We start from the raw sequence: 26,890 nt of genomic DNA on the forward strand, positions 1-26,890 counted from the left end.
TTCACCGGTTCAGTGGCTAAATAAAACACTGAACATCGGGTGAACGGAACTGTCTCCCGACTCACAGAAATGTGACTAAGAGACAGCTCAGGGAGAGGGAGAAAACTAGTCAATTCCCTCTCCTGGGGGAGAGGGTTAGGGTGAGGGCAATTTTCACTCTTATTAGAAGTAATACTTAAATCTCACACGCCCGCCATAGCGCGTATTATCGCTGCCATCGTTAGAGTCATTATCCGCGCTAACCCACGACACATACGTCCCCAAGTAAATATTGAAGTTCTTCATGCCCATCACGTTCGGGAAGAGATACGAAGAGTGGAGGGTATGAATATCGTAGGTGCCCGCGTTGGTAATCCAGCAATCGCTGTCGCAATTCTCAATCGCATTATTCACATCGAACTTATCAATATCGTTGTGCGCGTAGATATAACCCAGCTCGAAGCGCTGCCATAAGGCGTTCACGCCTGCGGTGAAGTCGGTTTCATCTTCGGCATCCAGATAAGCCGTGTTGAAGTTGGCGACAATACCGTTGTCCGGGTCGGCTTTCTGCCCATTCCACGTCATCGTCAGGCCATAACCGGTACGGCTGGATTGGTCGACCATTTGGTCGTTAGCATCGGTATAGCCATAAGCGTTGTTCACCACTTGCGCTTCCATCGCCGCCGCGGCGGAGAAAGCCCCCTCAGACCAGGAAATCACCGGGCGCACGTAAACGACGTTTTTGTCTTTTTGCATATCGTTGCCGTGATATGACTTGTCCTGATACAACGAAGTGCCATCTTCAAGCAGCGTGTTTAATTCGAAATACCAGTTGTCGATATTTTTGCTCAGCATGAAGTTACCGCCGGTATCACTACGCCCGCGCCCTTCTTTCATCATGTAGATATAGCCGTAACCATCGCCATAAAGATCGTTGGCGGTATTACCGGAATATTCAACAAAGGTATCCTGATTTAACGGGAACATATCGTAGGCTTCAAAACGGCCCACTTTAATTCTCCAGTCGTTCTCCTGACCAAAGAAGAATGCCGCATCATCAAGATTCATATGCCCGGTTAAATCCGCTAACGGCTGGACAGTAAACCCGGCAAATTTGCCATCGTCCATGCGGCGATAACCATCAAAACCAAGCAGAATACGACCGTTAATATCCCAACGTTCATTAGTGCCATCAGCCCAATTAGTATTGGCACTATTGCGCATTGATGTCAGGCCATTACTTCGGCTGGCCGCATCCATATTAAATTCTACGTCGCCATATATTTTAAGGTCGCCATAACCACTCAAGGTTAATTTCGGTGATTGATTATCGGCTTTATTCGTTACAGATTGCTCGCTGACAACGGCGACAGGTGCGATTGTGCGCGCCGGAGTCGCTTTTATTTTTTGCACTTCTGCTTCCGCAACTGCTGCACGTTGTTCAGCCGCGATGACCCGTTGCTCTAACTGATTCAGGCGTTGTTCTAAACTAATATTACGATTTGTTGTATTAGTCGCTGCCGCTCCCGCAGACAGGGCAAGCCCGACTAATAAAGCCCCGATTTTTATTTTCATATTTCTTTATATCCTTATAGAGTCCATGAAACATTCATCAAACTAATTAATACAAAAGGGATAGACTATTTATCTGTCATTACATTAAATAGTTGAATACTAAACCCTGATTCATAGTGAAACTAAATGTATTGATGAGAAGAAATTAATGCAGTTTCTTTTTTATCACTTAATTAATATTTAAAAGCTTCCAAATCATTATTTTGCGAGTTGAATCTCATAAAGAAATCATCAACCAATAACCACTGCACCTCACAATCACTGGTTCCACAAAATAATAGGGCTTTATTCTTATTTATGGATAATAGTCCACCTGGAAATACCACATCATTTAAATCAATACGTTTTGCATCACCTGGCAGGAAATCATCACGTTCAGCAATAATTGTGATGGGCGGGCTTTGCGAAAGAGAAATATCAAACTGGAACACCGCAGCGTAATAATGGCGATTTCCTTGTTCATCGAAACAAGCGACATGAGCCAATACGTCGACAATACCCGCTGAACTTTCCCACGCTTCATTCACACCGCACCAGCTCAAGTCGTCGACATGTTGGAGTAATTTCGCATTATCAATAGCTTGTGGCGTCAGGCATTCCAGTGAGTCGATAATCGTCCAGCCGATTTTCCCGCGCCCGCCGTTCGCGCCTTGTGGACGGGTGAACAACAAAATTCGCCCGTCGGTTAAATCCACCAGGCGAATATCTTTCATGCCTTGTGGCCCATCAGCAAAATGGCGCAGCGACGTCAAATCATTACCGCGCCAGAAACACGTTTTCCAGGTCAGAGTTGTTGCGTCTTCTGGCGATATCGCCACTTCGACGCCGCCAAACACCATCTCGCCTGCAACCATGCAGATAAACGGATCCTGCAAATTAAAAACCGGCGCATCTTCCAGTAAATACGCCTGTTTAAAATCCTCCACACGGAAAAATCGCACCTGTGAAAACTCGCTTTCACGCGCTTCGACGCGCGCCGCCATCACCCACTGTTGGTTAAATCTGAATGGCTTCGTCGGGTTATAAACATCCCGCCCGTCAACGCCATGAAAAACCATTTTCTGGCGTTGCAAACGATGTGGGCGGCGGCTCCGATACGCCGCCAATAATGCGTTAACCGTTGGCGCAGTCATGGTTTATGCCAACCGTAAATGTTGCCACAACTCAGACATTGGCAGCGTCGCCAGCGCCATACATTCATCCGCAGCACCATACCAAACGCGCAATGTGTCATCTTTAATAAGCGCTCCGCAGGCAAACACCACGTTGCCGAAGAACCCCTCTTTTTCATAGATGGCTTCAGGTTGCAGCAAGGGAACTGGCGATTTGGCGAGGATTTTGGTCGGGTCATTAATGTCGAGTAATAACGCGCCAAGGCAGTAGCGCTGATCGGCATCGACGCCGTGATAAATCGCCAGCCAGCCCTTTTCAGTTTTCAGCAATGGCGCACCGCCGCCAGATTTGCGGGCATCCCATTTGTCCCCGGAAGCACCTAATAAATGGCGATGGTTGCCCCAGTGCAGCAAATCCGGTGATTCACTTAACCAAATTTCAGGCTTACCGAAATGCTTCGGTGCCGGGCGCGTCAGAGCGTAGAACTTGCCGTTAATTTTTTCAGGGAAGAAACAAACATCACGGTTATCCGGGCAGAAAATCACGCTCAGTTTCTCAACGGTTTTGAAATCATGGGTGACGGCTAATGCGGTAGAAATCCCGTAGCTCGACACTGCGGAATAGTTGATATACCAGGCGCCATCGATTTGCGTGATGCGCGGATCTTCGCAGCCAAATTGTTCGTACTGGGTATCCGGGAAAATAAATGGTTCATCGTCGATAACAAAATCTACACCGTTGCGGCTGCGGGCTATGCGCAGGTGAGACATTGACGTCAAATACACCTCATCAAGATCATCAATCATCACAATGGTGCGCGGATCGCTGAAATCATAACGATCGTCGCTGAGATCAAAAACAGCGGTGGTGCAAACCCACTTGTTGCCTTGTTGCTCTAATAACGGCACATGAACGGTTTGCGTCGAGTTGTTAAGAACGCTTTCGGCGACGCGCAGCAGCAGAATAATTTCACCGTTAAATTCGGTGACGCCCGCATTAAAAACACATTCAACTTTCATTGATGGGTGTGATGGTTTGACATCAGCAGGTGTAATCAGCGGGTTTTGACTATGCCTTTCCATGGAATTTCCTCTTGATAACAATATGATTTTTTGAAAGCAGTGGCGCATCTTCGCCATACAACAATTCACCGTCGATTTCCCGGCATGGGTTTACGATTGTGGAACCAAAATTAATCGCCACCGTCACCGTTTCATCGTCAAAACGGCGGGAAAAATACAGGCACTCATCGAGACACTCGAGGAACACATATTCCCCCTTCTGCAACGCCTGCGACTGGTTGCGTAGCGCGATAAGCGTCTGGTAAGCGTGGAATATAGAGCCCTGGTCGCCTTGCATGGCGCGGGCATTCACCTGCGGATAATTGGCGTTAACCGGCATCCATGGCGAGCGGGTTGAAAACCCGGCATACGCTGCATCATTCCACTGGCACGGTGAACGCGAGCCATCTCGCGAATGTTCGATGGCTTGCGCCAGCGCCTCGTCTGCCGTTAGACCATCGGCAATGGCCGAGTGGTAATGCGTCTGCCCCTGAATGTCATAAATTTGGTCGAGCGCCTGGGCCTGATAATCGGTCATGCCGTTCTCTTCACCCTGGAAAATAAATGGCACTCCGCGCGCGCTGATTTGCAGCGCCATCACGGCAATGGCCCGTTCGGTATCACGCGGTGATTCTCCGAAACGGCTAATCATGCGCGACATATCATGGCTTGAGAAAAACAGCGTCGGCACGCCAGATTGCTGCTGTTCCATCGCCTTTAATTGCTGATAAATCGCGTTGGCAGAGAACGTTTTCTGGCTGCCAAGATTGAAGTTAAACACCACATCCAGCAGTTCCGGGCGCTGATAACGTTGCAAAATATCCAGATCTTCGCTGCCCACTTCGCCAATCAGAAAGTAGTCGCCTTGCTGGCGAATATGGCGGCACAGACGCGCCAGCACCGCGCTTAAACCGGGCTGGTTGATATCGTTGTCGTGTTGCTGTTCCCCGGCAATTTCTGGGTTATCCGCCGTAATGCCGTCGGTGGTCAGGAAATTAATCACGTCAAAGCGGAAACCATCCACGCCCTGCGCAATCCAGAAATCGAGCGTCTGGCGGATTTCCTGCTCAACGCGCGGGTTGCTCCAGTTGAGGTCAACCTGCTGCGGGGAAAATTTGTGGTAGTAATGTTGCCCGGTGTCCGGCTCTTTGCTCCACGCCGAACCGGAAAAAAACGACTGCCAGTTATTCGGTTGGTCGCTAAAGATGAAGAAATCGCGCCACGGGCTTTGCGGGTTATTCCACGCATCCAGGAACCACGGGTGTTGATCCGAAACGTGATTGATCACCACGTCGATTACCACTTTCATGCCGCGCTGATGGCACGCGTCCAGCACCGCTTTAAAGGCGGCTATATCGCCAAAACGCGGGTCAACGGCGCAGTAATCGCTAATGTCGTAGCCGTTATCGACCAGCGGCGACGGGTAAAAAGGCGTTACCCACAATCCCTTAATACCGAGGTCGGCCAGATAATCAATTTTGGATAGCAAGCCGTGAAAGTCACCGAGTCCGTCATTATTCCCGTCACAAAATGACGGCAAATAGACCTGATAAAAAACGCGCTCATTCCACCAATGGGAATTGTTCATGCCAGGTTCCTTATTATTTCAGTGACAGCGACATTCCCTGGAGGAAGTATTTACGGAACAGAATAAACAAAATAACGACTGGCAAAGTTTGCACCACCGCGCCTGCCATTACCGGGCCAAGATAGACGCCGTAGGATTTACTAAACGTCGCCAGCAATACCGAGAACGGCATTTTCTCTGCTTCACGCATCACAATTAACGGCCAGAGGAAGTTGTCCCAGGCGCTGGAAAAGGTAAACAACGCCACAATCGCCAGAATAGATTTATTCAGCGGCATCATCACATGGCGTAATATTCCCCACAGGCTGGCGTGGTCGAGTTTTGCGGCGTAAATATAATCGTTCGGTGTGCCTTTAAAACTTTGCGACACCATAAAGATGCCCCACGCGCTCATCATAAACGGCAGGATCATCGCGCTATAGCTGTTGATCAACCCCAGTTCACGCATCAAAACAAACTGCGGAATAATGAACATAAATGCCGGGAATACCATTTGCAGAATCAGCAGGTTTTTAAACGCTTTCTGCCCACGGAACTGGATTTTCGCCACCGCATAACCGACAAGCGTTGAGGTTAATGTCACGCTGGCGGTGATAGTGATAGCGATAAACATCGAGTTAAACAAAGTACGCAGGAAAGGTTTATCCGCCCTGGCGCTGTTATCAAACAAAAATGCGTAGTTATCGAGTGAGAAACGCCCGTCAAATAAGCCGGTGGTATAAATCTGGGCGGTGTCTTTAAACGAAGCGATCACCATCCAGATAAACGGATAAAGCCAGCTGACGGCAAGAATCAACATCACGAGATGAATCAGTAAACTGACCGGTTTGAGTGCTTTCATCAGACTATCTCGATATTTTTTTCAAACAGGCGACGTAAAACCCAGATCAACGCAAAGCTACACACCGCCACAATAATCGACATGGTGGCCGCCCAACTTGGCTTCATATTCTGGAATGCGACTTCGTACATCACCACCATCGGCATCGTGGTGCTGTTTAACGGACCACCGCCGGTAATCAGATAAGGTTCGGTAAAAATGCCAAACGCCACGGTAATCGCCAGAACCAGCACCATAATGATTTGCGCATTCATCATCGGCAACGTGACGGCGTAAAGCTGTTTAAAAGGCGGCGTTTTATCGAGTGTCGCAGCACTATAAATATCCTTGGGAATCGCCATCATGCCGGAATAAAGAATCAGGCCGTAATAGCCGACAAACTTCCACGTCACAATTAAAGCGATGGATAACATCGCGCAATCGGGGTTGGTAAACCACGGAATAGCGAAGCCAAACGTTTCGCGTAAAAAACCATTAATCGGCCCGAACTCACTAAACAATTTAGAGAATACAATGGAATAAGCTACGCCCGATGAGACATTGGCTAACAGAAAGCTCAGAGCGATAAACCCTTTGCCATATTTAATACGTTTTAATCCCGCCGCAAAAAGTAACGAGGCGACTAACACTATCGGAATGTAATACAGCAGGAATCGCAGCACATTGAGCATGGATTTCCAGAACAATTCATCCTGCATCACGCCGATAAAGTTATACAGGCCATTAAAGCGTGGAGTGCCAATAAACTGCCACTGCGTCACGCTTAATATCACCAGCCAGGCAAACGGATAAAACCAAAACAACACGGAATATCCGAGCCACGAGGAGGCTAATAAGCCCCCTAATGAAGAGTCGCTAATGCGGATTCTGCGCATCGTGATTATTGCCCGAGCAGCTTGTCAGTTTCGGCGGCAGACTGATTCAGTGCGTCAATCGGCGTCATTCCGGAGAAAATGGTGCGCTCAATCATTTGCGTCATGCTGCGCTGAATTTCAGTGGTTTTAGTCGTCGCCGCTGGCGGCTGCGCATTAGCGACATGCGCAGCAATCTGCTTTTCAACCGGGCTGCGGTCAAGGTACGCAGTGAACAAGTTGTTGGTCAGTAAGTCCCCACGCGCAGGCGGCATGCCGGTTAGCTCAAGCCATTTCAGGTCGTGTTCCGGGTTGCTAAATACCCACTGAATAAACTCCCAGGCTTCGGTTTGATGTTTACTGCTTTTAAACATCACCACACCTTTGCTGTCCGCCAGCGTATGCGGTTGCGGGTGCCCGTCAACAGTGACCATCGGGCCAATCTGGATGGTTTCAAGAATGGCGGGGTACTGTTTGCGATAACGCGCGATATCCCACGGGCCGCGCACCGATGCCATCACCTGGCCGGTTGCGAGTGGATCATCAGCAGCGGTGAAATCGTAGCTGCTCCATTTGTTGGCAAATATTTTCGTCATAAACGCCAACACGGTTTCGCCCTGCGAACTATTGTATTGGGCTTTATTATCAGCAATATAAGCCTGCCCGTTGGTCTGCGCGTAATACAACGGAATAAAATCGAACCAACGATCCCACCAGTTTTTACCGGCGGTAAGTTGTATCGCATAACCCGATTTATCATCGGCACGGCGCTGTGAAAGCGTGTAAATATCCTGATAAGTGGTCGGCACTTTTTCATAGCCATACTTTTTCAGTAAGTCCATGCGCCACCAATAAACAATCGGGTTGATGTAAATAGGCAATACATTTGTCTGGCCTTTAATTTCCCAAGCCGGAACAATTTCACCCATATTTCGGGTATCAATAAGCTGCGGATAATTGGGTAATTTGGCTAAATCGACGAGCTGATCCATTTCATTAAGTTGGCTGGCAAAACCAATAAAAACATTGCTGGAAATATCAGGTTCTGTGCCTGAAGCCAGCGCGTTCATAATCGCTTCTTCAGAACTACTTGCCGCCGGAATAGTGGTAAATTCAACTTTTCGATGCTGCGGTGAATTATTCCATTCTGTGACCATCGCATTCCAGAAGGCTTCTTCATTTTCATTGGGTGCGACCCACATTTTTATTGGCGTCGCATCGGCTTGTGCCGTTTTTTCATCATCCTTGTCGCAACCCGAAATAACCGTTGCCAACAGAATTGACGCAGTCCATTTAGCCAGTGTCGAAACTTTCACTAGAACTCTCCTTAGAAAACATAAGCGCTACTCTATTTTTACGCTAGCATCAGGAATTTATGTTTAACGTTAAACCGATCACACAATCACTTTTGTTTAACGTTAAACTTATGGCAAAGTAAAAGTAACCCAATATAAAAGACAAAAAGTATTGATGACATGAATAGCAATAAAAAAGTGACGACTAAATCAATCGCATCTGCGCTGGGTATCTCGCATACCACCGTTTCCAATGCGTGGAACAACCCGGACAAACTGTCTGATGAACTACGCAAACAGATCCTTGAGTACGCGGCATCCTGCGGCTTTCAAGGCCCCGACCGGCTTGGGCGCGCCTTGCGTACCGGCAAGTCAGATACTATTGGGGTGATTTTTAACGATTCGATGAGTTACGTGTTTATTGATAATCACGATCTGAGTTTGATGAAAGGCATCGCCACGCAGTGTGAAAATCACGATGTGAATCTGGTTCTCATTCCCTTAAAAAATAGCCAGAATGTGAAAGTAAAACGCCTGAATACCCTGGTTGATGGTTATATTCTTAACGCTACCCATAATAGCGACGAAGTGATCCAACAGGCGCTGGCTAAGAATATTCCCGTGGTCACCATTGATTTTTCGCTGCCGGATTACAGTAGCGTTTCGATTAATAACAAAAAAGCGATGAGTGAGATTTGCGAGTATTTACTCAAGAAGGGGCATCGCAAATTTGGCATCATTTCATTCCCATCTACAAAATCCGCAGCGGGTCTGCGCTCGCTCGAACAAGCGATCACTGGGGATAATAACTTAATGCTGACCAGGGTTAATGCCTGCCGCGAAACCCTTGCCGCACATGCCATTAATCTCAGTGATTGTTGGTTATATGAAACGCTGCATGATGAAACCCATGGCGCGCAGGCCGCACAAATACTGCTAAATGAGCATCCGGATATGAGTGCCATTATCTGCTTATCTGACCGCTTTGCCGCCGGAGCGGTAAATTATTGCGTTGAAAATAATATATCGGTGCCACAGCAAGTGGCTATTACCGGTTTTGATGATATTCCTGTGAATTCTTCGGGTATTCGCCTGACAACGATTTCTCAACATGCCGAGGATAAAGGAAAAACCGCCGTCAAATTATTGCTTGAAGAGAATAATAAAATCCACTACGAGCTGGATTATCAATTTATTGAAGGGGAGTCAACGTGACACTCCGGCTAACACAGGTTGATTTATGGATGAATTACAGTGTTTCAAAACCTATGATATTCGCGGTGAAGTGGATATCACGATTAATCACGATATTGTCTTGCGCATTGCACAAGCCGTCGCAACCTGGCTTAAACCAAAACGGATAGTGATTGGCTGCGACAGCCGCCTGACATCAGAAGAATACAAACAGACACTGGCAAAAGGATTAATCCGCAGCGGTGTCGATGTGATTGATATCGGCATGGTCGGCACCGAAGAAGTTTATTTCGCCACCCGGCTGTTAAACGCCGATGGCGGTATACAAATTACCGCCAGCCATAATCCTGCTAATTACAACGGCATGAAAATCGTCCGTGAACAGGCACGCCCGGTGAGCAACGATAACGGGCTGCTGGAAATTAAAGCTCTGGCGCTGGCGAATGATTTTACCCCTGCCGCACAACCGGGGAATTATCAGCGCTGTGACCATCGTGATGCGTGGGTTGAGCACCTGATGAGTTACATCACCACGCCGCTGAAGCGCCCGTTACGCGTGGTCGTGAATGCCGGGAATGGTGCCGCCGGCCCGGCATTTGACGCGATTGAAAAAGCCCTGCACAAACAACATGCTGCGGTTGAATTTATCAAACTGCATTTCGATCCTGATGGGCATTTCCCGGCGGGTGTGCCGAATCCAATGCTGGAGGAAAACCGCTTTGATACCCGCGCCGCCGTGGTGCTTTATAAAGCCGATTTAGGTATCGCCTGGGACGGGGATTTTGACCGCTGCTTTTTCTTCGACAGCCATGGCGATTTTATCGAAAGCTATTATTTGGTCGGGCTGCTGGCGGCGTGGTTCCTGGAGCAAAATCCTGGTGAAACCATCATTCACGATCCGCGCCTGATGTGGAATACCCGACAGATCATCAGCCAGTGTTGGGGCGTCGCCGTGGAATCAAAAACCGGACACGCGTTTATTAAAGATGCCATGCGCCGTGAAAATGCGATTTATGGTGGCGAAATGAGCGGGCACCACTATTTCCGCTCATTTGGTTATTGCGATAGCGGCATGATCCCCGCGCTGCTAATGATTCAGCTCTTAAATACCAATCAAAAAAAACTCTCAGAACTCATCGCTGAACGTATTAAAAGCTTCCCGATTTCAGGCGAAATAAATATCACGGTTAAGAATCCTCTCGCAGTCATGAAGCATATTGAGACAGAGCTTTTACCACTCTGCCTGAGCCAGTCTGATTGCGATGGGTTGAGTATGGAATTCACCCACTGGCGTTTTAATTTGCGCAGTTCTAATACCGAACCCTTACTGCGCCTGAATGTGGAAAGCCGCAATGATAAAGCGCTGATGCAGGAAAAAACCTCAATGCTGTTATCACTGATTGAATCGCTGTGAGTCTTTTCGGAGAAAATAATGACCACTGTTACCCTGAAAAATATTAATAAAAGCTACGAAAAGAACACCATTATTGAAAACCTGTCCCTCGATATTCATTCCGGTGAATTTATTGTGCTGGTTGGCCCTTCTGGCTGCGGCAAATCAACGCTGCTGCGCATTATTGCCGGGCTGGAAAGCTTAAACAGCGGGTCGATTATCATCGGTGAAAACAACGTGACGGAATTACCGGCGGGCCAGCGTGAACTGTCGATGGTGTTTCAGTCCTACGCGCTTTATCCGCATATGACGGTGCGCGATAACCTCAGTTTTGGGCTGAAAAATGTCAAAACGCCAGCGGATCAAATTGCGCGACGCCTCGAGCAAGCGGCAAAAATGTTGCAGCTTGAGGAGTTGCTCGATCGCCTGCCGCAAAATCTTTCCGGCGGGCAGCGACAGCGTGTGGCGATTGGGCGTTCTATTGTTCAGCAGCCCAAAATATTTCTTTTTGACGAGCCACTTTCCAATCTGGATGCGGCATTACGCGTCGAAATGCGCCAGGAAATCAGCCGCCTGCATGGCAATTTGCAGAACACGATGATTTACGTCACCCACGATCAGGTTGAAGCGATGACGCTGGCCGACAGAATTGTGGTGCTCTACAAAGGCAAAATCGAGCAGGTCGGAACGCCGCTTGAGTTGTATAACGCGCCGCAAAATTTATTCGTCGCCGAGTTTATTGGCACCCCGAAAATCAATATTCTGCCCGCAGTGTTTACCCACAATACCCTGGTCATCGCCGACAATGTGGTATTGCCGCTCGCTGCGCCTGCGCAGAACTTGAATGAGGGCGATAAAGTGTTTATCGGGATTCGTCCGGAACACCTGCGCCTGAATGAAAATGCGGATTATCAGTTCAGCGGAGTCGCCAGGTTTACCGAACTTCAGGGGGATTCGACGCTGGTGTATCTGGATTTAGCCGGGCAATCGGTGTGCCTCAAATCATTCCAGCAGCTTAATTTCACTGCGGGTACGCCGCTGCAATTGGGTGTTGATGAGCAGCATCTTCACCTGTTTGATGCGTTAGGAAAACGTCTGGCGCAGTAATTACGTGTTGTGTCGGGGGCGCTTCGCTTGCCCGACCTACAAGATTAAAACGGCTGTTGTGTCGGGGAGCGTTCGCTCACCCGACCCGTTCTTTGAGTTATGTCACAATCATTCGACAACTTCTCCCCATTTGCGCTACATCCAGCTAAATTACTAACTCATCCGACCACATAATAATAATGACCCTTCAGGAAGAGAATATGAGCTATCCGTCGCTGTTTGCCCCACTAGACTTGGGTTTCACCACACTTAAAAACCGCGTGCTGATGGGTTCGATGCACACCGGGCTTGAGGAACACCCAAAAGGTGCCGAGCGTTTAGCGGCCTTTTATGCCGAACGCGCCCGTCACGGCGTGGCGTTGATTGTCACGGGCGGCGTTGCCCCCTCGCCTTCCGGCGTCGGCGTGGAAAGCGGCGCGGTGCTCAATGACGAAAGCCAGCTCGCACATCATCAAGTGGTGACTGACGCAGTTCACCGCGAAGGTGGCAAAATTGCCCTGCAAATCCTGCATACCGGGCGTTATAGTTACCAGCCAAACCCGGTCGCTCCTTCCGCCATTCAGGCCCCGATTAACCGCTTTAAGCCCCACGCTTTAAGCCACGAAGAAATTCTCACGCTGATAGAAGACTTCGCCCGATGCGCCAGCCTTGCACAGCAAGCCGGATACGATGGCGTCGAAATCATGGGTTCCGAAGGCTATTTAATTAACCAGTTTCTGGCGGCAAGAACTAACCAGCGCGACGACGAATGGGGCGGTGATTACACCCGGCGCATGCGTTTTGCCATCGAAGTGGTGCGTGCGGTGCGTGAAAAAGTCGGGGTTAATTTCATTATTATTTATCGTCTGTCGATGCTGGATTTGGTCGATGGCGGTGGCACTTTTGACGAAGCCGTACAGCTTGCCAAAGCTATCGAAAAAGCCGGCGCCACGTTGATCAACACTGGTATCGGCTGGCATGAAGCGCGTATTCCGACCATTGCGACGCCGGTTCCACGCGGTGCGTTTAGCTGGGTGACGCGCAAACTCAAAGGATTAGTATCGATCCCATTAGTCACCACCAACCGCATTAACGATCCGCAAACTGCCGAGAAGATCCTCGCCGATGGCGATGCCGATATGGTATCGATGGCGCGACCGTTCCTTGCCGACGCGGAGTTTGTTTCTAAGGCTGAGCAAGGCCGTGAAGATGAAATAAACACCTGTATTGGCTGCAACCAGGCGTGCCTGGATCAGATTTTTCTCGGCAAAGTCACCTCCTGCCTGGTTAACCCACGCGCCTGCCACGAAACCAAAATGCCGATTGCTCCGGCAGCGGTTCGTAAAAACCTGGCCGTAGTTGGCGCAGGCCCGGCGGGATTAGCTTTTGCGATCAACGCCGCAGCGCGCGGGCACAAAGTGACGTTATTTGATGCCGCCTCTGAAATCGGTGGGCAATTTAATATCGCCAAGCAAATCCCCGGCAAAGAGGAGTTTTACGAAACTCTGCGCTATTACCGCCGCATGTTGGGAATAACTGGCGTTGAAGTTCGCCTGAATCAGTACGTTACCGCACCGCTGCTTAAAGAGTTCGACGAGATAATTCTCGCCTGCGGCATCGAGCCGCGCCTGCCGCTGATCGACGGGATCATGCATCCTAAAGTACTGAATTATATTGATGTGCTGCGCGAGAAAGCCCCGGTCGGCGACCGTGTGGCTATCATCGGTGCGGGTGGGATTGGCTTTGATACCGCGATGTATCTGAGCCAGGAAGGGGAATCCACCAGCCAGAATATCGCTGAATTTTGCGTGGAATGGGGTATCGACACCAGCCTGCAACATGCGGGTGGATTGCGCCCGGAAGGCGCGCAACTGCCTAAAAGCCCACGCAAGATTGTGATGTTGCAACGTAAAACCAGTAAACCGGGTGAAGGGTTAGGCAAAACAACGGGCTGGATTCACCGCACCACATTGCTGGCGCGTGGCGTGAAAATGGTGGCGGGCGTAACTTATGAACGCATTGATGACGAAGGTTTGCACATTACGGTAGGCGGTGAGCCGCAGACGCTGGCAGTGGATAACGTGATTATTTGTGCCGGTCAGGATTCACGTCGTGAACTGGCAGAACCGTTACGCGAACTGGGGAAAACGCTGCATTTGATTGGTGGTGCGGATGTGGCGATGGAACTGGATGCCCGACGCGCAATCGCGCAGGGCACCCATTTAGCATTGGAAATTTAGCGTCTGGCCTTGTCGGATGACGCTGCGCTTATCCGACCTACGGACAGGGTGGATAAGCGATAAATCCTAGCGGAGGCGGCCTAATTTCACAGCTTTCAACACCACAAACTTTTTGTTGGTCGCAACGGTGTCGCAGTTACCGAAGATCTTTTTCAGCTTGTGATAGTAGTCCAGATGGCGGTTAGCAACGATGTACAGCTCGCCGCCATTTTGCAGGCAACGACGCGCATGGTGGAACATTTCCCACGCCACCTGATCGGTCAAAGAGTGCTGCTGATGGAACGGCGGGTTGCACAGAATCGTGTTAAAACGATACGGCTCAACACCGGAAAGTGCGTTGTTAATCATAAACTCGCAGCGTTCCAGGTTTTCCGGCATGTTGAATTCGACGTTCTTGTAGCTTGACGCTACGGCCATCGGTGATTCATCAACAAAGACCACTTTCGCTTCTGGGTTTTGCTCAAGCAAATGCAGGCCAATCACGCCATTGCCGCAACCTAAATCGACGATTTCGCCTTCCAGATTGGTCGGCAGGTTTTCAATAAAGAAACGTGCGCCAATATCCAGACCGGTACGGGAAAACACGTTGGCGTGGTTATGAATCGTCCACGGCGTGCCTTCCAGTTTCCAGCTCAGGGTTTCTGCGGCTTCTTTCAGAACCGGCGCGTTGAACGTCGAGTTGATCAAACGCGCTTTTTTCCACGCCAGAGTGGTGGTGGTTGGCCCGATGATTTTTTCAAACAACTCGATGGTGGAGTTGTGAATATCACGGGTTTTCGCACCGGCAATAATGCGCGTTTCCGGCGTCAGGACTTCGTGCAGCGCGCGCAGTTGCTGCTCAAGCAATGCCAGTGTTTTAGGGATCTTAATCAGAACAACTGCTGGCGCTTCTGGATATTTCGCGGTGCTATCAAGGAACGTTACGCTGGACTCAACGATGCCGTTCTCGCGCAGGTTCTCGCGGATAGCCAGTTCGCTAAGGTACGAGTCGCTGATGCTGTACGGCTTGTGTTCAGCCAGCACGCAAGACAGCGCCCCGAAGTTATCGTTAAAAATCAGGACCGGGCCACTGATTTCGATTTCGTCCAGTTGCTGCAAAAGATAGTCATCGGCAGCTTCCCACGCCTGTAGTGGGTTAACGTCGTCCGTTTCTGGAAAACGTTTTAGTGTCAGTGAACGGAAACCGTCGTCTAATTGGCTCATCGGCCCTCCTGGATGGTAAAATTTCTGCTTATCCCCGAATGGGGGCGTGAGTATACCTTTTTTCCCCTTACTTTGAGCAGACCAATGAGCAATTTAACGTATCTACAAGGCTATCCCGAGCATTTGCTTGCGCAGGTCAGAACATTAATTGCGGAACAACGTCTTGGGGAAGTGCTGCAAAAACGCTATCCGGATACGCATAACATCACGACGGATAAAGCGTTGTATGCCTGGACGCAAGATCTGAAGAACCAGTATCTGCGCAATGCGCCGCCGATTAATAAAGTCGCTTATGACAGCAAGATCCACGTATTGAATAACGCGCTGGGCCTGCACACGGCGGTGTCCCGCGTTCAGGGCAACAAGCTCAAAGCCAAAGCAGAAATTCGTGTGGCGACGGTATTTAAAAATGGGCCGGAAGCCTTTTTGCGCATGATTGTGGTTCACGAGCTGGCGCACCTGAAAGAGAAAGACCACAACAAGGCGTTTTATTCCCTGTGTTGCCATATGGAGCCGCAATATCATCAACTCGAGTTTGATACGCGGCTTTGGTTGACGCAGATGGCGTTAAGCGGCCAGGCGTAAAAAGAACCGGGGAAATTCCCCGGAATCGTTATTGTTCCAGCGCGGCAAACACCGCAGCAATCGCCACCGCACCGGGATCTTTCACTCCATTCAAGTTCTCGCTATTCACATACGACGAGCGCCCGGCGTTGGCTTTTTGCATTTTCGCTGTCGCCTCTGCGCCTTTTTGTGCGGCTTTTATAGCGGCGTTCAGATCGCTCTCTTTCAAGGCTTCGAGCGCGGGCTGCAACGCATCGATTAATGTGCGATCGCCTAATTCCGCGCCCCCGTAGCGTTTCATCTGCTCAAGTCCAAACAATAGCGCATCTGCAAGCGGCTGCTTTTTAGCCACTTTCTGCCCACTGGCGGTAAAGAAAATCGACATCAGTACACCGCTCGAACCACCCATGACGGTCGCTAACCGCTCGCCGACTAATTCCAGCAATGCCGCCGTGTCGTTTAATGGCAACTTGTCGTTTTCGTTAAGCTGTGCGATTTCCCTCGCCCCCAGTGCGAACGTCGAACCGGTATCGCCATCGCCGACTTTGGCATCCAGCGCATTCAGCGCCTCTTCCTGCTCGATAAGCGTGCGGGTAATCGTTGCCACCAGCGCTTTAACGGCGGCATTTTCTGACGGTTTCGCCTGGCTTGCGGCGCGTATTACGTTGTGTTTTTGCAACGGCATGGCGTCGAGTTTCACCATCGGCTGCCAGCCTGCGGTTTCAACATCAGCCTGTAACGCTTCGATAAATGTCTTGTTCAATGCAATGGCGGAAAGTGAAAATCCTTTCATATCCAAAGCAGTAACCAATGCGGCTGGACCAATCAAATAGTCGATTTGTTCTTTTAATTCTGAATGCACCAGCTCTTTTGCCAGTAGCGCCATTTCCAGCGCGGATGTTCCGCCGAGGTTGTTAATTAGCACCGCGAGACGGGCTTCTGGCCCCGTTGCTTTGCGCAGATGCTGAACCATGGTGGCAATCGTTTTGTGGCTGTTTTGGCTATCAAGCGTGCTGGCGCCAGGCTCGCCGTGAATGCCAAGGCCTAATTCGACATGCCCGGCTTTGATGCGCCCTTCTTCGTCATTTTGCCCCGGCAGATTGCAGGTTTGCATGGCGACACCCATGCTGGCAATGCTGTCGCAGGCACTTTGCGCAGCCTCTCGCACGTCGCTTAAAGACTTGCCTTGCTCTGCGGCATAGCCCGCAATTTTGTGCACTAAAACCGTTCCGGCAATGCCGCGTGGCTGTTTGTTTTCGGGCAACGAAATATCGTCACCGACGATAACCATCTCAACTTTCAAACCGTGTTTTTTGGCACGCTCGGCAGCAAGGCCGAAATTCAGACGGTCGCCCGTGTAGTTTTTGACGATGAGCAGGCAGCCACGGTCGCCGGTCACGGCTACAATCGCGTTCAAAACGGCTTCGACACTCGGCGAAGCAAACAAATCACCGCACACCGCAGCCGTTAACATCCCTTTCCCGACAAAGCCTGCGTGAGCCGGTTCGTGGCCTGAGCCACCGCCAGAAATTATCGCGACTTTGCTTTTGTTCCAGTCTTTGCGCACCACCACACGAATGGCGGGATCGGTATCTAAGCGGGTCAGATTGCGAAAACGAGAGCTGATAATGACGCCTTCAATAGCGTCGTCGACCATGTGCTTACGGTCATTAAAGAAGAATCTGGACATAGTTTCCCAATAATAAGTAATACATATGCAAAGCATAGCCTTTGCTGCGAGAGCTGCCGCAATCCAGGATTTTGGCTGATGACGAACGCCTGCCGCTTGCTATGCTTATGGAAATGTCGCCACAGGGAAATCACCATGATTGCGCCGCTCCTGATTGCCAGAACCACTGAACAAGAACTGCATTTATTGCCAAATATGGCGAACCGCCACGGGTTAATAACCGGTGCGACGGGTACAGGTAAAACGGTCACGCTGCAAAAACTGGCCGAATCGTTTTCAGAGATTGGCGTCCCCGTGTTTATGGCGGATGTAAAAGGCGATCTCACCGGTGTTGCACAAGAAGGTGCAGAATCTGAGAAACTGCTCGCCAGGCTGGCAAAAATCGGTGTGACGGACTGGTCGCCCCACGGCAATCCGGTGGTGCTGTGGGATATCTTCGGTGAGAAAGGCCACCCGGTGCGGGCAACGGTTTCTGACCTCGGGCCACTGTTACTGTCACGGCTGCTCAATCTCAATGAAGTGCAGTCGGGCGTGCTACAAATTATCTTCCGCATTGCCGACGATCAGGGTTTGTTGCTGCTCGATTTTAAAGACCTGCGCGCGGCGACGCAGTACATCGGCGATAACGCGAAATCTTTCCAGAACCAGTACGGCAATATCAGTAGTGCGTCCGTCGGCGCGATTCAGCGCGGGCTATTGCAGCTTGAGCAACAGGGTGCCGAATATTTCTTTGGCGAGCCGATGCTGGATATCAAAGACTGGATGCGCACCGATGCCAACGGCAAGGGCATTATCAATATTTTATCCGCCGAAAAGCTGTATCAAATGCCGAAGCTGTATGCCGCCAGTTTGCTCTGGATGCTTTCAGAAATCTATGAGCAATTACCGGAAGCAGGCGACCAGGAAAAACCAAAGCTGGCGTTCTTCTTTGATGAGGCGCATTTGCTGTTTAACGATGCGCCGCAGGTGTTGCTCGACAAAATCGAGCAGGTCATTCGCCTGATTCGCTCCAAAGCGGTTGGGGTTTATTTCGTTTCCCAAAACCCATCTGATATTCCCGATACCGTACTCGGGCAGCTCGGTAATCGCATTCAACATGCGTTACGCGCCTTTACTCCCAAAGATCAGAAAGCCGTGAAAACCGCCGCTCAAACTATGCGCGCCAACCCTAAATTCGACACTGAAAAAGCGATTCAGGAACTGGGAACCGGCGAAGCGTTAATCTCATTGCTGGATGAAAAAGGCAGCCCAACAGTCGTGGAACGTGCGATGGTGATTGCGCCTTGCTCGCGCATGGGGCCAGTAACTGACGATGAACGTAATGGGCTTCTGAACCACTCGCCGCTGTATGGTAAATACGACGAAACGGTTGACCGGGAATCAGCGTACGAACGCTTACAGCAAGGCGTTCAGGCCGCAGGTGAGCAACAAAATGCGCCACCGGCGAAAGGTGAATCGGTCGCCGTCGATGACGGGATTCTGGGCGGATTGAAAGATATTTTGTTTGGCACTACCGGGCCACGCGGCGGCAAGAAAGATGGTGTGGTGCAAACCATGGCGAAGAGTGCGGCGCGCCAGGTGACCAATCAAATTATACGCGGAGTGTTGGGCAGTATTATGGGTGGGCGTAAGCGGTAATATCTATACATTAACTATAACAATTAATAGCCAAAATAATTCGAGTTGCAGCAAGGCGGCAAAGGAGCAAAGCCCCAGGAGCTTACATAAGTAAGTGACTGGGGTTTGTGAGTGCAGCCAACACAGCTGCAGCTTGAATTATGAAGGATATTTTAGGAGCGCTTCATCATTAGCCACAGGCTTATTAAGAAGAACGTCGCACTCGGCAATAACGCACCCAAAATCGGCGGAATGTTATACACCAGGCTCAGCGGGCCAAATATCTGGTCGAGCACGTAGAACACGAAACCGAAGCTGATGCCCGTCACCACACGCACGCCCATTGGCACACTACGCAGCGGGCCGAAGATAAACGACAGCGCCATCAGCATCATCACCGCAACGGAGAGCGGCGCAAAGATTTTGCTCCACATGTTGAGTTGATAACGTCCGGCATCTTGCCCGCTCGACTTCAGGTATTTCACGTAATTATGCAAGCCGCTGATGGAAAGCGCGTCTGGATCCAGCGCCACTACGCCCAACTTGTCCGGCGTCAGCTTGGTTTTCCATTCGCCGCTGACGGTTTGAGCGCCAGTGATTTGCTTTTGGTCACTCAGGTTAGATTCATCAACCTGCGACAACCGCCAGACTTTGTGTTCGTTATCGTATTGTGCGGAGGCCGCATAACGAACCGATTGCAGCCGACGTTCTGGGGTAAAGCTGTAAATGCTGATGCCCGCGAGGTCGTTGTCGCTTTTCACGCGTTCGATATAGACAAAGTTGTGGCCATCTTTTGCCCACAAACCTTGCTGCGTGGTTAATAAAGAACCGCCGTACATCTGCTGCGCACGGTAGTTACGCGCCATTTGTTCGCCTTGCGGCGCAACCCATTCGCCAATCGCCATTGTCAGCAAGACTAACGGAATCGCCGTTTTCATGACTGACAAAGCAATTTGCAAACGCGTAAAACCAGAGGCTTGCATCACCACCAGCTCGCTGCGCTGTGCCAACATCCCTAACCCTAACAACGCACCGAGAAGTGCGGCCATCGGGAAGAAAATCTGGATGTCTTTTGGAATGCTAAGCACGGTGTAAACACCCGCACCTAGAGCGGAATAACTGCCCTGCCCGGCTTTTTTAAGCTGGTCGACAAATTTAATAATGCCCGACAGCGACACCAGCATGAACAACGTCATCATGATGGTGGTGAAGATGGTTTTACCGATATAACGGTCGAGAACACCAAACATTATGCCGCTCCTCGAGTTTTGCCAAAGCTTGCACGTAGCTTACGCATCGGCACCGTATCCCAAAGGTTAAGCACCACTGCGATGGCAAAATAGACCAGGTTCACCAACCACATCCAAATCATCGGGTCGATTTTCCCTTTCGCCGCGTTAGATTTCAGCGAGGTTTGCAACAGGAAGAAGACCAGATAAAGCAGCATCGCAGGCAACATGGAAAGCACACGGCCCTGACGCGGGTTGACCACGCTTAACGGAACCACCATCAATGCCATGATAAAGACGGTCGCAATCAGCGTTAAACGCCAGTGCAATTCAGCCCGAGCATTCGGCGTATCGCTTGCCCACAACGTGCGGAAGTACATCTGGCTGGAATCATCGGGATCAAGCGCAACCGCCTGATGCCCGACGATAGCCTGATAATCCTGGAAGTCGGTGATGCGGAAATCACGCAGTAAGGCGGTGCCTTCAAAGCGTGTGCCGGTATTGAGCGTCACCACTTGTGAGCCGTCCGGGCGCTGGGATAAATGACCGGAATCAGCCACCACAACCGATGGACGCGCGTTGCCTTTCGGGCGCAATTGCGCGAGGAATACATCTTTAAAGCTTGAGCCATCCACGCTTTCGATGAACAGCACAGAGTTGCCGTCCGTCGCTTGTTGGAACTGACCCTGAGCTAATGCGGCCATGCCGGGGTTAGCTTTAGCTTCCGCCAGCACTTCGTCCTGATGACGTGAGGACCACGGCCCTGCCCACATCACGTTGACGGTTGCGACCACGCCAGTAAAGAGTGCGAGGATCATTGCAGCTTTGACCAGCACCGCTTTACTCAAGCCACAGGCATGCATTACCGTGATTTCACTCTCGGTATACAGTCGGCCAAGCGTCATGAGCAGCCCAAGGAATAGGCTAAGAGGAAGGATAAGCTGCGCCATTTCAGGCACGCCCAGTCCCAATAGAGAGAACACTAAATTTGTCGGAATATCGCCATCAACCGCCGCGCCCAGAATCCTGACTAACTTCTGACAAAAGAAGATCAGCAGCAGGATGAAAAGGATCGCAAGTTGGCTTTTGAGCGTCTCCCGGACGAGATATCTTATGATAATCACATTAAATACGCCTGTGAAAACGAGTCTTTTTGCAGGAAAATCGCTTGTTTCATCGCTTATACGTCATTTATTCTCTTGAGTCGTCGAAAACATCGCTAAGATTAAAAAGCCCGGCATAATTCTGGCGCAGGGTGATTTAAATGACGTCGCCGAAACTGTATAAAAACATACTCGTAAGATTAACACGAAGTCATCGCAACCGCGGAGTTGAGTTACGAAAGCTTGCAATTCTAGCTGTAGCCACCGCCGTTGTCTTTAAGATTCAGGAGCGTAGTGCATGGAGTTCAGTGTAAAAAGCGGTAGCCCCGAGAAACAGCGTAGTGCCTGCATCGTTGTGGGAGTCTTTGAACCGCGTCGCCTGTCCCCGGTCGCCGAACAACTCGATAAAATCAGCGATGGCTACATCAGCGCACTTTTGCGCCGTGGTGAGCTTGAGGGAAAACCCGGTCAAACTTTATTGCTTCACCACGTTCCGAACGTGCTCTCCGAGCGCATTCTGCTAATTGGGTGTGGTAAAGAGCGTGAATTGGATGAACGTCAGTATAAGCAAGTTATCCAGAAAACGATTAATACTCTAAACGATACTGGCTCGATGGAAGCTGTTTGCTTCCTGACCGAACTGCACGTGAAAGGCCGCAACACTTACTGGAAAGTACGCCAGGCAGTAGAAACGGCAAAAGAGTCTTTATATAGCTTCGATCAGTTGAAGACCAACAAAAGCGAGCCACGCCGCCCGCTGCGTAAAATGGTCTTTAATGTGCCAACTCGCCGCGAACTGACTAGCGGTGAACGTGCGATTCAGCATGGTCTGGCGATTGCTGCGGGTATTAAAGCCGCAAAAGATCTCGGCAATATGCCACCAAACATCTGTAACCCTGCGTACCTGGCTTCTCAGGCGCGTCAGTTAGCGGATGCGTTCAGCAAAAACGTGGTGACCCGCGTGATTGGCGAGCAGCAGATGAAAGAGCTGGGCATGCACTCTTACCTCGCGGTGGGTGACGGTTCCCAGAACGAATCGCTGATGTCCGTAATCGAATACAAAGGCAGCACCGATCCAGAAATGCGTCCAATCGTGCTGGTCGGTAAAGGCCTGACGTTCGACTCCGGCGGTATTTCCATCAAGCCAGCCGAAGGCATGGACGAGATGAAATACGACATGTGCGGCGCGGCCTCCGTTTACGGCGTGATGCGCATGGTAGCTGAACTGAATCTGCCGATTAACGTGATTGGCGTGCTGGCGGGCTGTGAAAACATGCCTGGCGGACGCGCTTATCGTCCGGGCGATGTGCTGACCACGATGTCCGGCCAAACGGTTGAAGTGCTGAACACCGATGCCGAAGGCCGCCTGGTGCTGTGCGACGTGCTGACTTACGTTGAGCGCTTCGAGCCAGATGTGGTGATTGATGTGGCGACGCTGACTGGCGCATGTGTGATTGCTCTTGGCCATCACATTACCGGTTTGATGTCTAACCACAATCCGCTGGCGCACGAGCTTATCGGTGCATCCGAGCAAGCCGGTGACCGCGCGTGGCGTCTGCCGATTGCTGATGAATATCAGGAACAGCTGGAATCTAACTTTGCGGATATGGCCAACATTGGTGGCCGTCCGGGTGGTGCGATTACTGCGGCTTGCTTCCTGTCGCGCTTTACCCGTAAGTACAACTGGGCTCACCTGGATATCGCCGGTACTGCATGGCGTTCTGGTAAAGCCAAAGGTGCGACGGGTCGCCCGGTGGCGCTGTTGTCACAATTCTTGTTGAACCGTTCAGGGTTTAACGGCGAAGAGTGATTTACGCCCTCACCCTAACCCTCTCCCACGGGAGAGGGGATAATCCGGTTTTCTCCTTCTCCTTGGGGAGAAGGCCGGGATGAGGGAGAAACACCATTCAATATATAAGCTGGCTCAATGAAAAACGCGACGTTCTACCTGCTCGACAACGACACGCCTTCCGGTGAGTTGAGTGCCGTTGAAGCGTTGGTTTGTGAACTGGCGGCAGAAAGCTTTCGCGCAGGCAAACGCCTGCTGATTGCTTGTGTTGATGAACAACAAGCTATCCGTCTGGATGAAGCACTCTGGCAGCGCGATGCGCATGCATTTGTTCCGCATAATCTTGCCGGTGAAGGGCCGCGTTATGGTGCCCCGGTGGAGTTGGCCTGGCCGCAACGACGTGGAAGTTCACCCCGCGATGTGCTGATTAGCCTGTTGCCGCAGTTCGCAGATTTTGCCACCGCTTTCCATGAAGTGATAGACTTCGTACCTTACGAAGAATCCCAGAAACAACTGGCCCGCGATCGTTACAAATCCTATCGCGTTGCTGGTTTCCACTTGACTACGGCGACTCATACCCCGCCGGGAACGACATAGCAGACAATGGAAAAGACATATAACCCGCAAGATATCGAACAGCCGCTTTACGAGCACTGGGAGCAGCAGGGCTACTTTAAGCCTAACGGCGACACCAGCCAGGAAAGCTTCTGCATCATGATCCCACCGCCGAACGTTACCGGCAGCTTGCATATGGGTCACGCCTTCCAGCAAACGATCATGGACACCATGATTCGTTACCAGCGCATGCAGGGTAAAAACACCCTGTGGCAGGCGGGGACTGACCACGCCGGCATCGCGACGCAAATGGTCGTCGAGCGCAAAATTGCCGCCGAAGAAGGCAAAACACGCCATGACTATGGCCGTGACGCTTTCATCGACAAAATCTGGCAGTGGAAGGCAGAGTCTGGTGGCACCATCACCCGTCAGATGCGTCGTCTCGGTAACTCCGTAGACTGGGAGCGCGAGCGCTTCACCATGGACGAAGGCTTGTCCAACGCGGTGAAAGAAGTGTTCGTTCGCCTGTATAAAGAAGACCTGATTTATCGCGGCAAGCGCCTGGTAAACTGGGATCCTAAACTGCGCACGGCAATTTCCGATCTGGAAGTTGAAAACCGCGAGTCCAAAGGTTCCATGTGGCACCTGCGTTATCCGCTGGCTGACGGCGCGAAAACCGCTGATGGCAAAGATTACCTGGTAGTTGCGACCACGCGTCCAGAAACCGTACTCGGTGATACCGGCGTTGCCGTTAACCCGGAAGATCCGCGCTATAAAGATTTGATCGGTAAATTTGTGGTGCTGCCGCTGGTTAACCGTCTTATTCCAATCGTTGGCGATGAACACGCTGACATGGAAAAAGGCACCGGCTGCGTGAAGATCACGCCTGCACATGACTTTAACGACTATGAAGTTGGCCGTCGTCACGCTCTGCCAATGATCAACATTCTGACCTTCGACGGTGATATCCGCGAAGCCGCAGAAGTGTTCGATACTAACGGCGAAGAAGCTGACGTTTACAGCAACGACATCCCGGCTGAATTCCAGAAACTGGAACGTTTCGCCGCGCGTAAAGCTGTGGTAGCTAAGTTCGACGAAATGGGCCTGCTCGAAGAAATCAAACCACACGATCTGACCGTTCCTTACGGCGACCGTGGCGGCGTGGTTATCGAGCCAATGCTGACCGACCAATGGTACGTGCGCACTGCTCCGCTGGCGAAAGTCGCGGTTGAAGCGGTTGAGCAAGGCGACATTCAGTTCGTGCCAAAACAGTACGAAAACATGTACTTCTCCTGGATGCGTGATATTCAGGACTGGTGTATTTCTCGTCAACTGTGGTGGGGTCACCGCATCCCGGCCTGGTACGATGCCGAAGGCAACGTGTACGTTGGCCGTAACGAAGCGGAAGTTCGTGCTGAAAATAATTTGGGCGACGACGTTGCACTGAACCAGGACGAAGACGTGCTGGACACGTGGTTCTCTTCCGGCCTGTGGACGTTCTCCACTCTCGGCTGGCCTGAGAACACCGAAGCGCTGCGCACCTTCCACCCGACCAGCGTGATGGTTAGCGGCTTCGACATCATCTTCTTCTGGATTGCACGCATGATCATGCTGACCATGCACTTCATCAAAGATGAAGACGGCAAGCCGCAGGTTCCGTTTAAAACCGTTTACATGACCGGTCTTATCCGCGATGACGAAGGGCAGAAAATGTCCAAGTCCAAGGGTAACGTCATCGATCCGCTGGATATGGTTGACGGTATTTCCCTGGAAGATCTGCTCGAGAAGCGTACCGGCAACATGATGCAGCCGCAGCTGGCTGAGAAAATCCGTAAGCGTACCGAGAAGCAATTCCCGAACGGCATCGAACCACACGGCACCGATGCGCTGCGCTTTACCCTGGCAGCTCTGGCGTCAACAGGTCGCGATATCAACTGGGATATGAAACGCCTGGAAGGTTATCGTAACTTCTGTAACAAACTGTGGAACGCCAGCCGTTTCGTGATGATGAATACAGAAGACCAGGATTGTGGCTTTAACGGCGGCGAAATGGTTCTGTCTCTGGCAGACCGCTGGATTCTGGCAGAGTTTAACCGTACCGTGAAAGCCTATCGTGAAGCGCTGGACAGCTATCGCTTTGATATCGCTGCCAACATTCTGTATGAATTCACCTGGAATCAGTTCTGCGACTGGTATCTGGAGCTGACCAAACCGGTGATGAACAGCGGTTCTGAAGCGGAACTGCGCGGTACGCGTAATACGCTGATTAACGTGCTGGAAGGTCTGTTGCGTCTTGCGCATCCGATCATTCCATTCATCACTGAAACCATCTGGCAGCGCGTGAAAACCTTCAAAGGCATCACCGCAGATACCATTATGCTGCAACCGTTCCCGGCGTATAACAGCGAGCAGGACGATGAAGCTGCGTTTGCCGATACCGAGTGGCTGAAGCTGGCGATCACCGCCGTGCGTAACGTTCGCGCTGAGATGAACATCTCTCCGGGCAAACCACTGCCAATCCTGCTGCGTAACGTGAGCGCAGAAGCGGAACGTCGCGTCAATGCGAACCGTACCTTCCTGCAAAACCTGGCGCGTCTGGAAAGCATCACCTTGCTGCCTGCTGATGATAAAGGCCCGGTTTCCGTGACTAAAATCATCGAAGGTGCAGAGCTGCTGATTCCAATGGCAGGCCTGGTGGATAAAGCCGCTGAGCTTGCGCGTCTGGACAAAGAGATGGCGAAGCTGGATGTGGAAATCACCTCCATCGAGAACAAGCTGTCGAACGAAGGTTTTGTGGCGCGCGCGCCAGAAGCCGTTGTCGCAAAAGAACGCGAACGTCTGGCTGCCTGTGGCGAAGCGAAAGTTAAGCTGGCTGAGCAAAAAGAAACGATTGCTGCTCTGTAATTGAGTGAGCGATTTGAGAA

General features: G+C 50.9%; 20 protein-coding genes. 9 read left to right on the forward strand and 11 right to left on the reverse strand.

Going from position 1 to position 26,890, the window contains the following annotated elements; all coding sequences use genetic code 11:
- Positions 1-162: 162 nt before the first annotated feature.
- The 7 genes from D6029_RS14750 to D6029_RS14780 all read right to left on the reverse strand — a co-directional run bounded on the left by D6029_RS14750 (position 163) and on the right by D6029_RS14780 (position 8,324).
- Positions 163-1,554, reverse strand: coding sequence for a carbohydrate porin (locus D6029_RS14750; RefSeq protein WP_120065480.1), 1,392 nt, complete (start codon positions 1,552-1,554; stop codon positions 163-165).
- A gap of 173 nt (positions 1,555-1,727) precedes the next feature.
- A complete protein-coding gene (locus D6029_RS14755) occupies positions 1,728-2,687 on the reverse strand; it encodes a DUF1861 family protein (protein WP_120065481.1) in 960 nt (319 codons plus the stop codon).
- 3 nt (positions 2,688-2,690) lie between these two features.
- A complete protein-coding gene (locus tag D6029_RS14760) occupies positions 2,691-3,749 on the reverse strand; it encodes a glycoside hydrolase family 130 protein (protein ID WP_120065482.1) in 1,059 nt (352 codons plus the stop codon).
- Positions 3,736-5,316 (reverse strand): alpha-amylase family glycosyl hydrolase, encoded by a 1,581-nt coding sequence (locus D6029_RS14765; RefSeq protein ID WP_120065483.1) that lies wholly within the window; start codon positions 5,314-5,316, stop codon positions 3,736-3,738. The genes D6029_RS14760 and D6029_RS14765 overlap by 14 nt, the downstream gene beginning before the upstream one ends.
- A 13-nt stretch (positions 5,317-5,329) precedes the next feature.
- On the reverse strand, positions 5,330-6,157 hold the full coding sequence (locus D6029_RS14770) for a carbohydrate ABC transporter permease (RefSeq protein WP_120065484.1): 828 nt from the start codon (positions 6,155-6,157) through the stop codon (positions 5,330-5,332).
- Positions 6,157-7,032, reverse strand: coding sequence for a carbohydrate ABC transporter permease (locus tag D6029_RS14775; protein ID WP_167456007.1), 876 nt, complete (start codon positions 7,030-7,032; stop codon positions 6,157-6,159). The genes D6029_RS14770 and D6029_RS14775 overlap by 1 nt, the downstream gene beginning before the upstream one ends.
- Before the next feature lie 5 nt (positions 7,033-7,037).
- Positions 7,038-8,324: an ABC transporter substrate-binding protein gene (locus D6029_RS14780; protein ID WP_120065485.1), complete on the reverse strand. Its 1,287-nt coding sequence runs from the start codon at positions 8,322-8,324 to the stop codon at positions 7,038-7,040.
- A 159-nt stretch (positions 8,325-8,483) separates the two neighbouring features.
- On the opposite strand from D6029_RS14780, the gene D6029_RS14785 reads away from it, so the two are divergent.
- The 4 genes from D6029_RS14785 (at position 8,484) to D6029_RS14800 (ending at position 14,216) form a co-directional block, all read left to right on the forward strand.
- Positions 8,484-9,518 (forward strand): LacI family DNA-binding transcriptional regulator, encoded by a 1,035-nt coding sequence (locus D6029_RS14785; protein WP_120065486.1) that lies wholly within the window; start codon positions 8,484-8,486, stop codon positions 9,516-9,518.
- A gap of 25 nt (positions 9,519-9,543) precedes the next feature.
- Positions 9,544-10,911 (forward strand): phosphohexomutase domain-containing protein, encoded by a 1,368-nt coding sequence (locus D6029_RS14790; RefSeq protein ID WP_120065487.1) that lies wholly within the window; start codon positions 9,544-9,546, stop codon positions 10,909-10,911.
- An 18-nt stretch (positions 10,912-10,929) separates the two neighbouring features.
- On the forward strand, positions 10,930-11,997 hold the full coding sequence (locus tag D6029_RS14795) for an ABC transporter ATP-binding protein (RefSeq protein ID WP_120065488.1): 1,068 nt from the start codon (positions 10,930-10,932) through the stop codon (positions 11,995-11,997).
- A gap of 200 nt (positions 11,998-12,197) precedes the next feature.
- Entirely contained in the window at positions 12,198-14,216 is a 2,019-nt protein-coding gene (locus D6029_RS14800) for an oxidoreductase (protein WP_120065489.1), read from the forward strand.
- A 66-nt stretch (positions 14,217-14,282) separates the two neighbouring features.
- Here D6029_RS14800 and rlmG read toward each other — a convergent pair whose 3' ends face one another.
- Positions 14,283-15,419 (reverse strand): 23S rRNA (guanine(1835)-N(2))-methyltransferase RlmG, encoded by a 1,137-nt coding sequence (gene rlmG, locus D6029_RS14805; RefSeq protein ID WP_120065490.1) that lies wholly within the window; start codon positions 15,417-15,419, stop codon positions 14,283-14,285.
- An 84-nt stretch (positions 15,420-15,503) separates the two neighbouring features.
- Between rlmG and D6029_RS14810 the strand changes: the two genes are divergently transcribed.
- Positions 15,504-16,004, forward strand: a complete 501-nt coding sequence (locus tag D6029_RS14810) for a M48 metallopeptidase family protein (protein WP_120065491.1) — start codon at positions 15,504-15,506, stop codon at positions 16,002-16,004.
- A 28-nt stretch (positions 16,005-16,032) separates the two neighbouring features.
- Here D6029_RS14810 and D6029_RS14815 read toward each other — a convergent pair whose 3' ends face one another.
- On the reverse strand, positions 16,033-17,673 hold the full coding sequence (locus D6029_RS14815; protein ID WP_120065492.1) for a glycerone kinase: 1,641 nt from the start codon (positions 17,671-17,673) through the stop codon (positions 16,033-16,035).
- Between the two features lie 135 nt (positions 17,674-17,808).
- On the opposite strand from D6029_RS14815, the gene D6029_RS14820 reads away from it, so the two are divergent.
- Positions 17,809-19,311 (forward strand): helicase HerA-like C-terminal domain-containing protein, encoded by a 1,503-nt coding sequence (locus D6029_RS14820; protein ID WP_120065493.1) that lies wholly within the window; start codon positions 17,809-17,811, stop codon positions 19,309-19,311.
- 152 nt (positions 19,312-19,463) lie between these two features.
- Here the strand turns inward: D6029_RS14820 and lptG are convergent, their stop codons facing one another.
- Positions 19,464-20,540 carry an LPS export ABC transporter permease LptG gene (gene lptG / locus D6029_RS14825; protein ID WP_120065494.1) on the reverse strand — a complete coding sequence of 359 codons (1,077 nt, stop codon included), beginning with the start codon at positions 20,538-20,540 and terminating at the stop codon, positions 19,464-19,466.
- A complete protein-coding gene (lptF, locus tag D6029_RS14830) occupies positions 20,540-21,643 on the reverse strand; it encodes an LPS export ABC transporter permease LptF (protein ID WP_120065495.1) in 1,104 nt (367 codons plus the stop codon). The genes lptG and lptF overlap by 1 nt, the downstream gene beginning before the upstream one ends.
- Before the next feature lie 277 nt (positions 21,644-21,920).
- Here lptF and pepA point away from each other — a divergent pair, with 277 nt between their 5' ends.
- The 3 genes from pepA to D6029_RS14850 all read left to right on the forward strand — a co-directional run bounded on the left by pepA (position 21,921) and on the right by D6029_RS14850 (position 26,870).
- Positions 21,921-23,432 (forward strand): leucyl aminopeptidase, encoded by a 1,512-nt coding sequence (gene pepA, locus D6029_RS14840; protein ID WP_120065496.1) that lies wholly within the window; start codon positions 21,921-21,923, stop codon positions 23,430-23,432.
- 117 nt (positions 23,433-23,549) lie between these two features.
- Positions 23,550-24,008: a DNA polymerase III subunit chi gene (locus tag D6029_RS14845; RefSeq protein WP_120065497.1), complete on the forward strand. Its 459-nt coding sequence runs from the start codon at positions 23,550-23,552 to the stop codon at positions 24,006-24,008.
- Positions 24,009-24,014: 6 nt separating this feature from the next.
- Positions 24,015-26,870, forward strand: a complete 2,856-nt coding sequence (locus D6029_RS14850) for a valine--tRNA ligase (protein WP_120065498.1) — start codon at positions 24,015-24,017, stop codon at positions 26,868-26,870.
- Positions 26,871-26,890 lie beyond the last annotated feature (20 nt).

It is taken from the genome of Buttiauxella izardii, from assembly GCF_003601925.1.
Classification (GTDB): Bacteria; Pseudomonadota; Gammaproteobacteria; order Enterobacterales; family Enterobacteriaceae; genus Buttiauxella; species Buttiauxella izardii.

Bases quoted from the DNA above. Each gene is read 5' to 3' on its own strand.
- D6029_RS14750 (WP_120065480.1), bottom strand. From the start codon at position 1,554: ATGAAAATAAAAATCGGGGCTTTATTAGTCGGGCTTGCCCTGTCTGCG.
- D6029_RS14755 (WP_120065481.1), bottom strand. From the start codon at position 2,687: ATGACTGCGCCAACGGTTAACGCATTATTGGCGGCGTATCGGAGCCGC.
- D6029_RS14760 (WP_120065482.1), bottom strand. From the start codon at position 3,749: ATGGAAAGGCATAGTCAAAACCCGCTGATTACACCTGCTGATGTCAAA.
- D6029_RS14765 (WP_120065483.1), bottom strand. From the start codon at position 5,316: ATGAACAATTCCCATTGGTGGAATGAGCGCGTTTTTTATCAGGTCTAT.
- D6029_RS14770 (WP_120065484.1), bottom strand. From the start codon at position 6,157: ATGAAAGCACTCAAACCGGTCAGTTTACTGATTCATCTCGTGATGTTG.
- D6029_RS14775 (WP_167456007.1), bottom strand. From the start codon at position 7,032: ATGCGCAGAATCCGCATTAGCGACTCTTCATTAGGGGGCTTATTAGCC.
- D6029_RS14785 (WP_120065486.1), top strand. From the start codon at position 8,484: ATGAATAGCAATAAAAAAGTGACGACTAAATCAATCGCATCTGCGCTG.
- D6029_RS14790 (WP_120065487.1), top strand. From the start codon at position 9,544: ATGGATGAATTACAGTGTTTCAAAACCTATGATATTCGCGGTGAAGTG.
- D6029_RS14795 (WP_120065488.1), top strand. From the start codon at position 10,930: ATGACCACTGTTACCCTGAAAAATATTAATAAAAGCTACGAAAAGAAC.
- D6029_RS14800 (WP_120065489.1), top strand. From the start codon at position 12,198: ATGAGCTATCCGTCGCTGTTTGCCCCACTAGACTTGGGTTTCACCACA.
- rlmG (WP_120065490.1), bottom strand. From the start codon at position 15,419: ATGAGCCAATTAGACGACGGTTTCCGTTCACTGACACTAAAACGTTTT.
- D6029_RS14810 (WP_120065491.1), top strand. From the start codon at position 15,504: ATGAGCAATTTAACGTATCTACAAGGCTATCCCGAGCATTTGCTTGCG.
- D6029_RS14815 (WP_120065492.1), bottom strand. From the start codon at position 17,673: ATGTCCAGATTCTTCTTTAATGACCGTAAGCACATGGTCGACGACGCT.
- D6029_RS14820 (WP_120065493.1), top strand. From the start codon at position 17,809: ATGATTGCGCCGCTCCTGATTGCCAGAACCACTGAACAAGAACTGCAT.
- lptG (WP_120065494.1), bottom strand. From the start codon at position 20,540: ATGTTTGGTGTTCTCGACCGTTATATCGGTAAAACCATCTTCACCACC.
- pepA (WP_120065496.1), top strand. From the start codon at position 21,921: ATGGAGTTCAGTGTAAAAAGCGGTAGCCCCGAGAAACAGCGTAGTGCC.
- D6029_RS14845 (WP_120065497.1), top strand. From the start codon at position 23,550: ATGAAAAACGCGACGTTCTACCTGCTCGACAACGACACGCCTTCCGGT.
- D6029_RS14850 (WP_120065498.1), top strand. From the start codon at position 24,015: ATGGAAAAGACATATAACCCGCAAGATATCGAACAGCCGCTTTACGAG.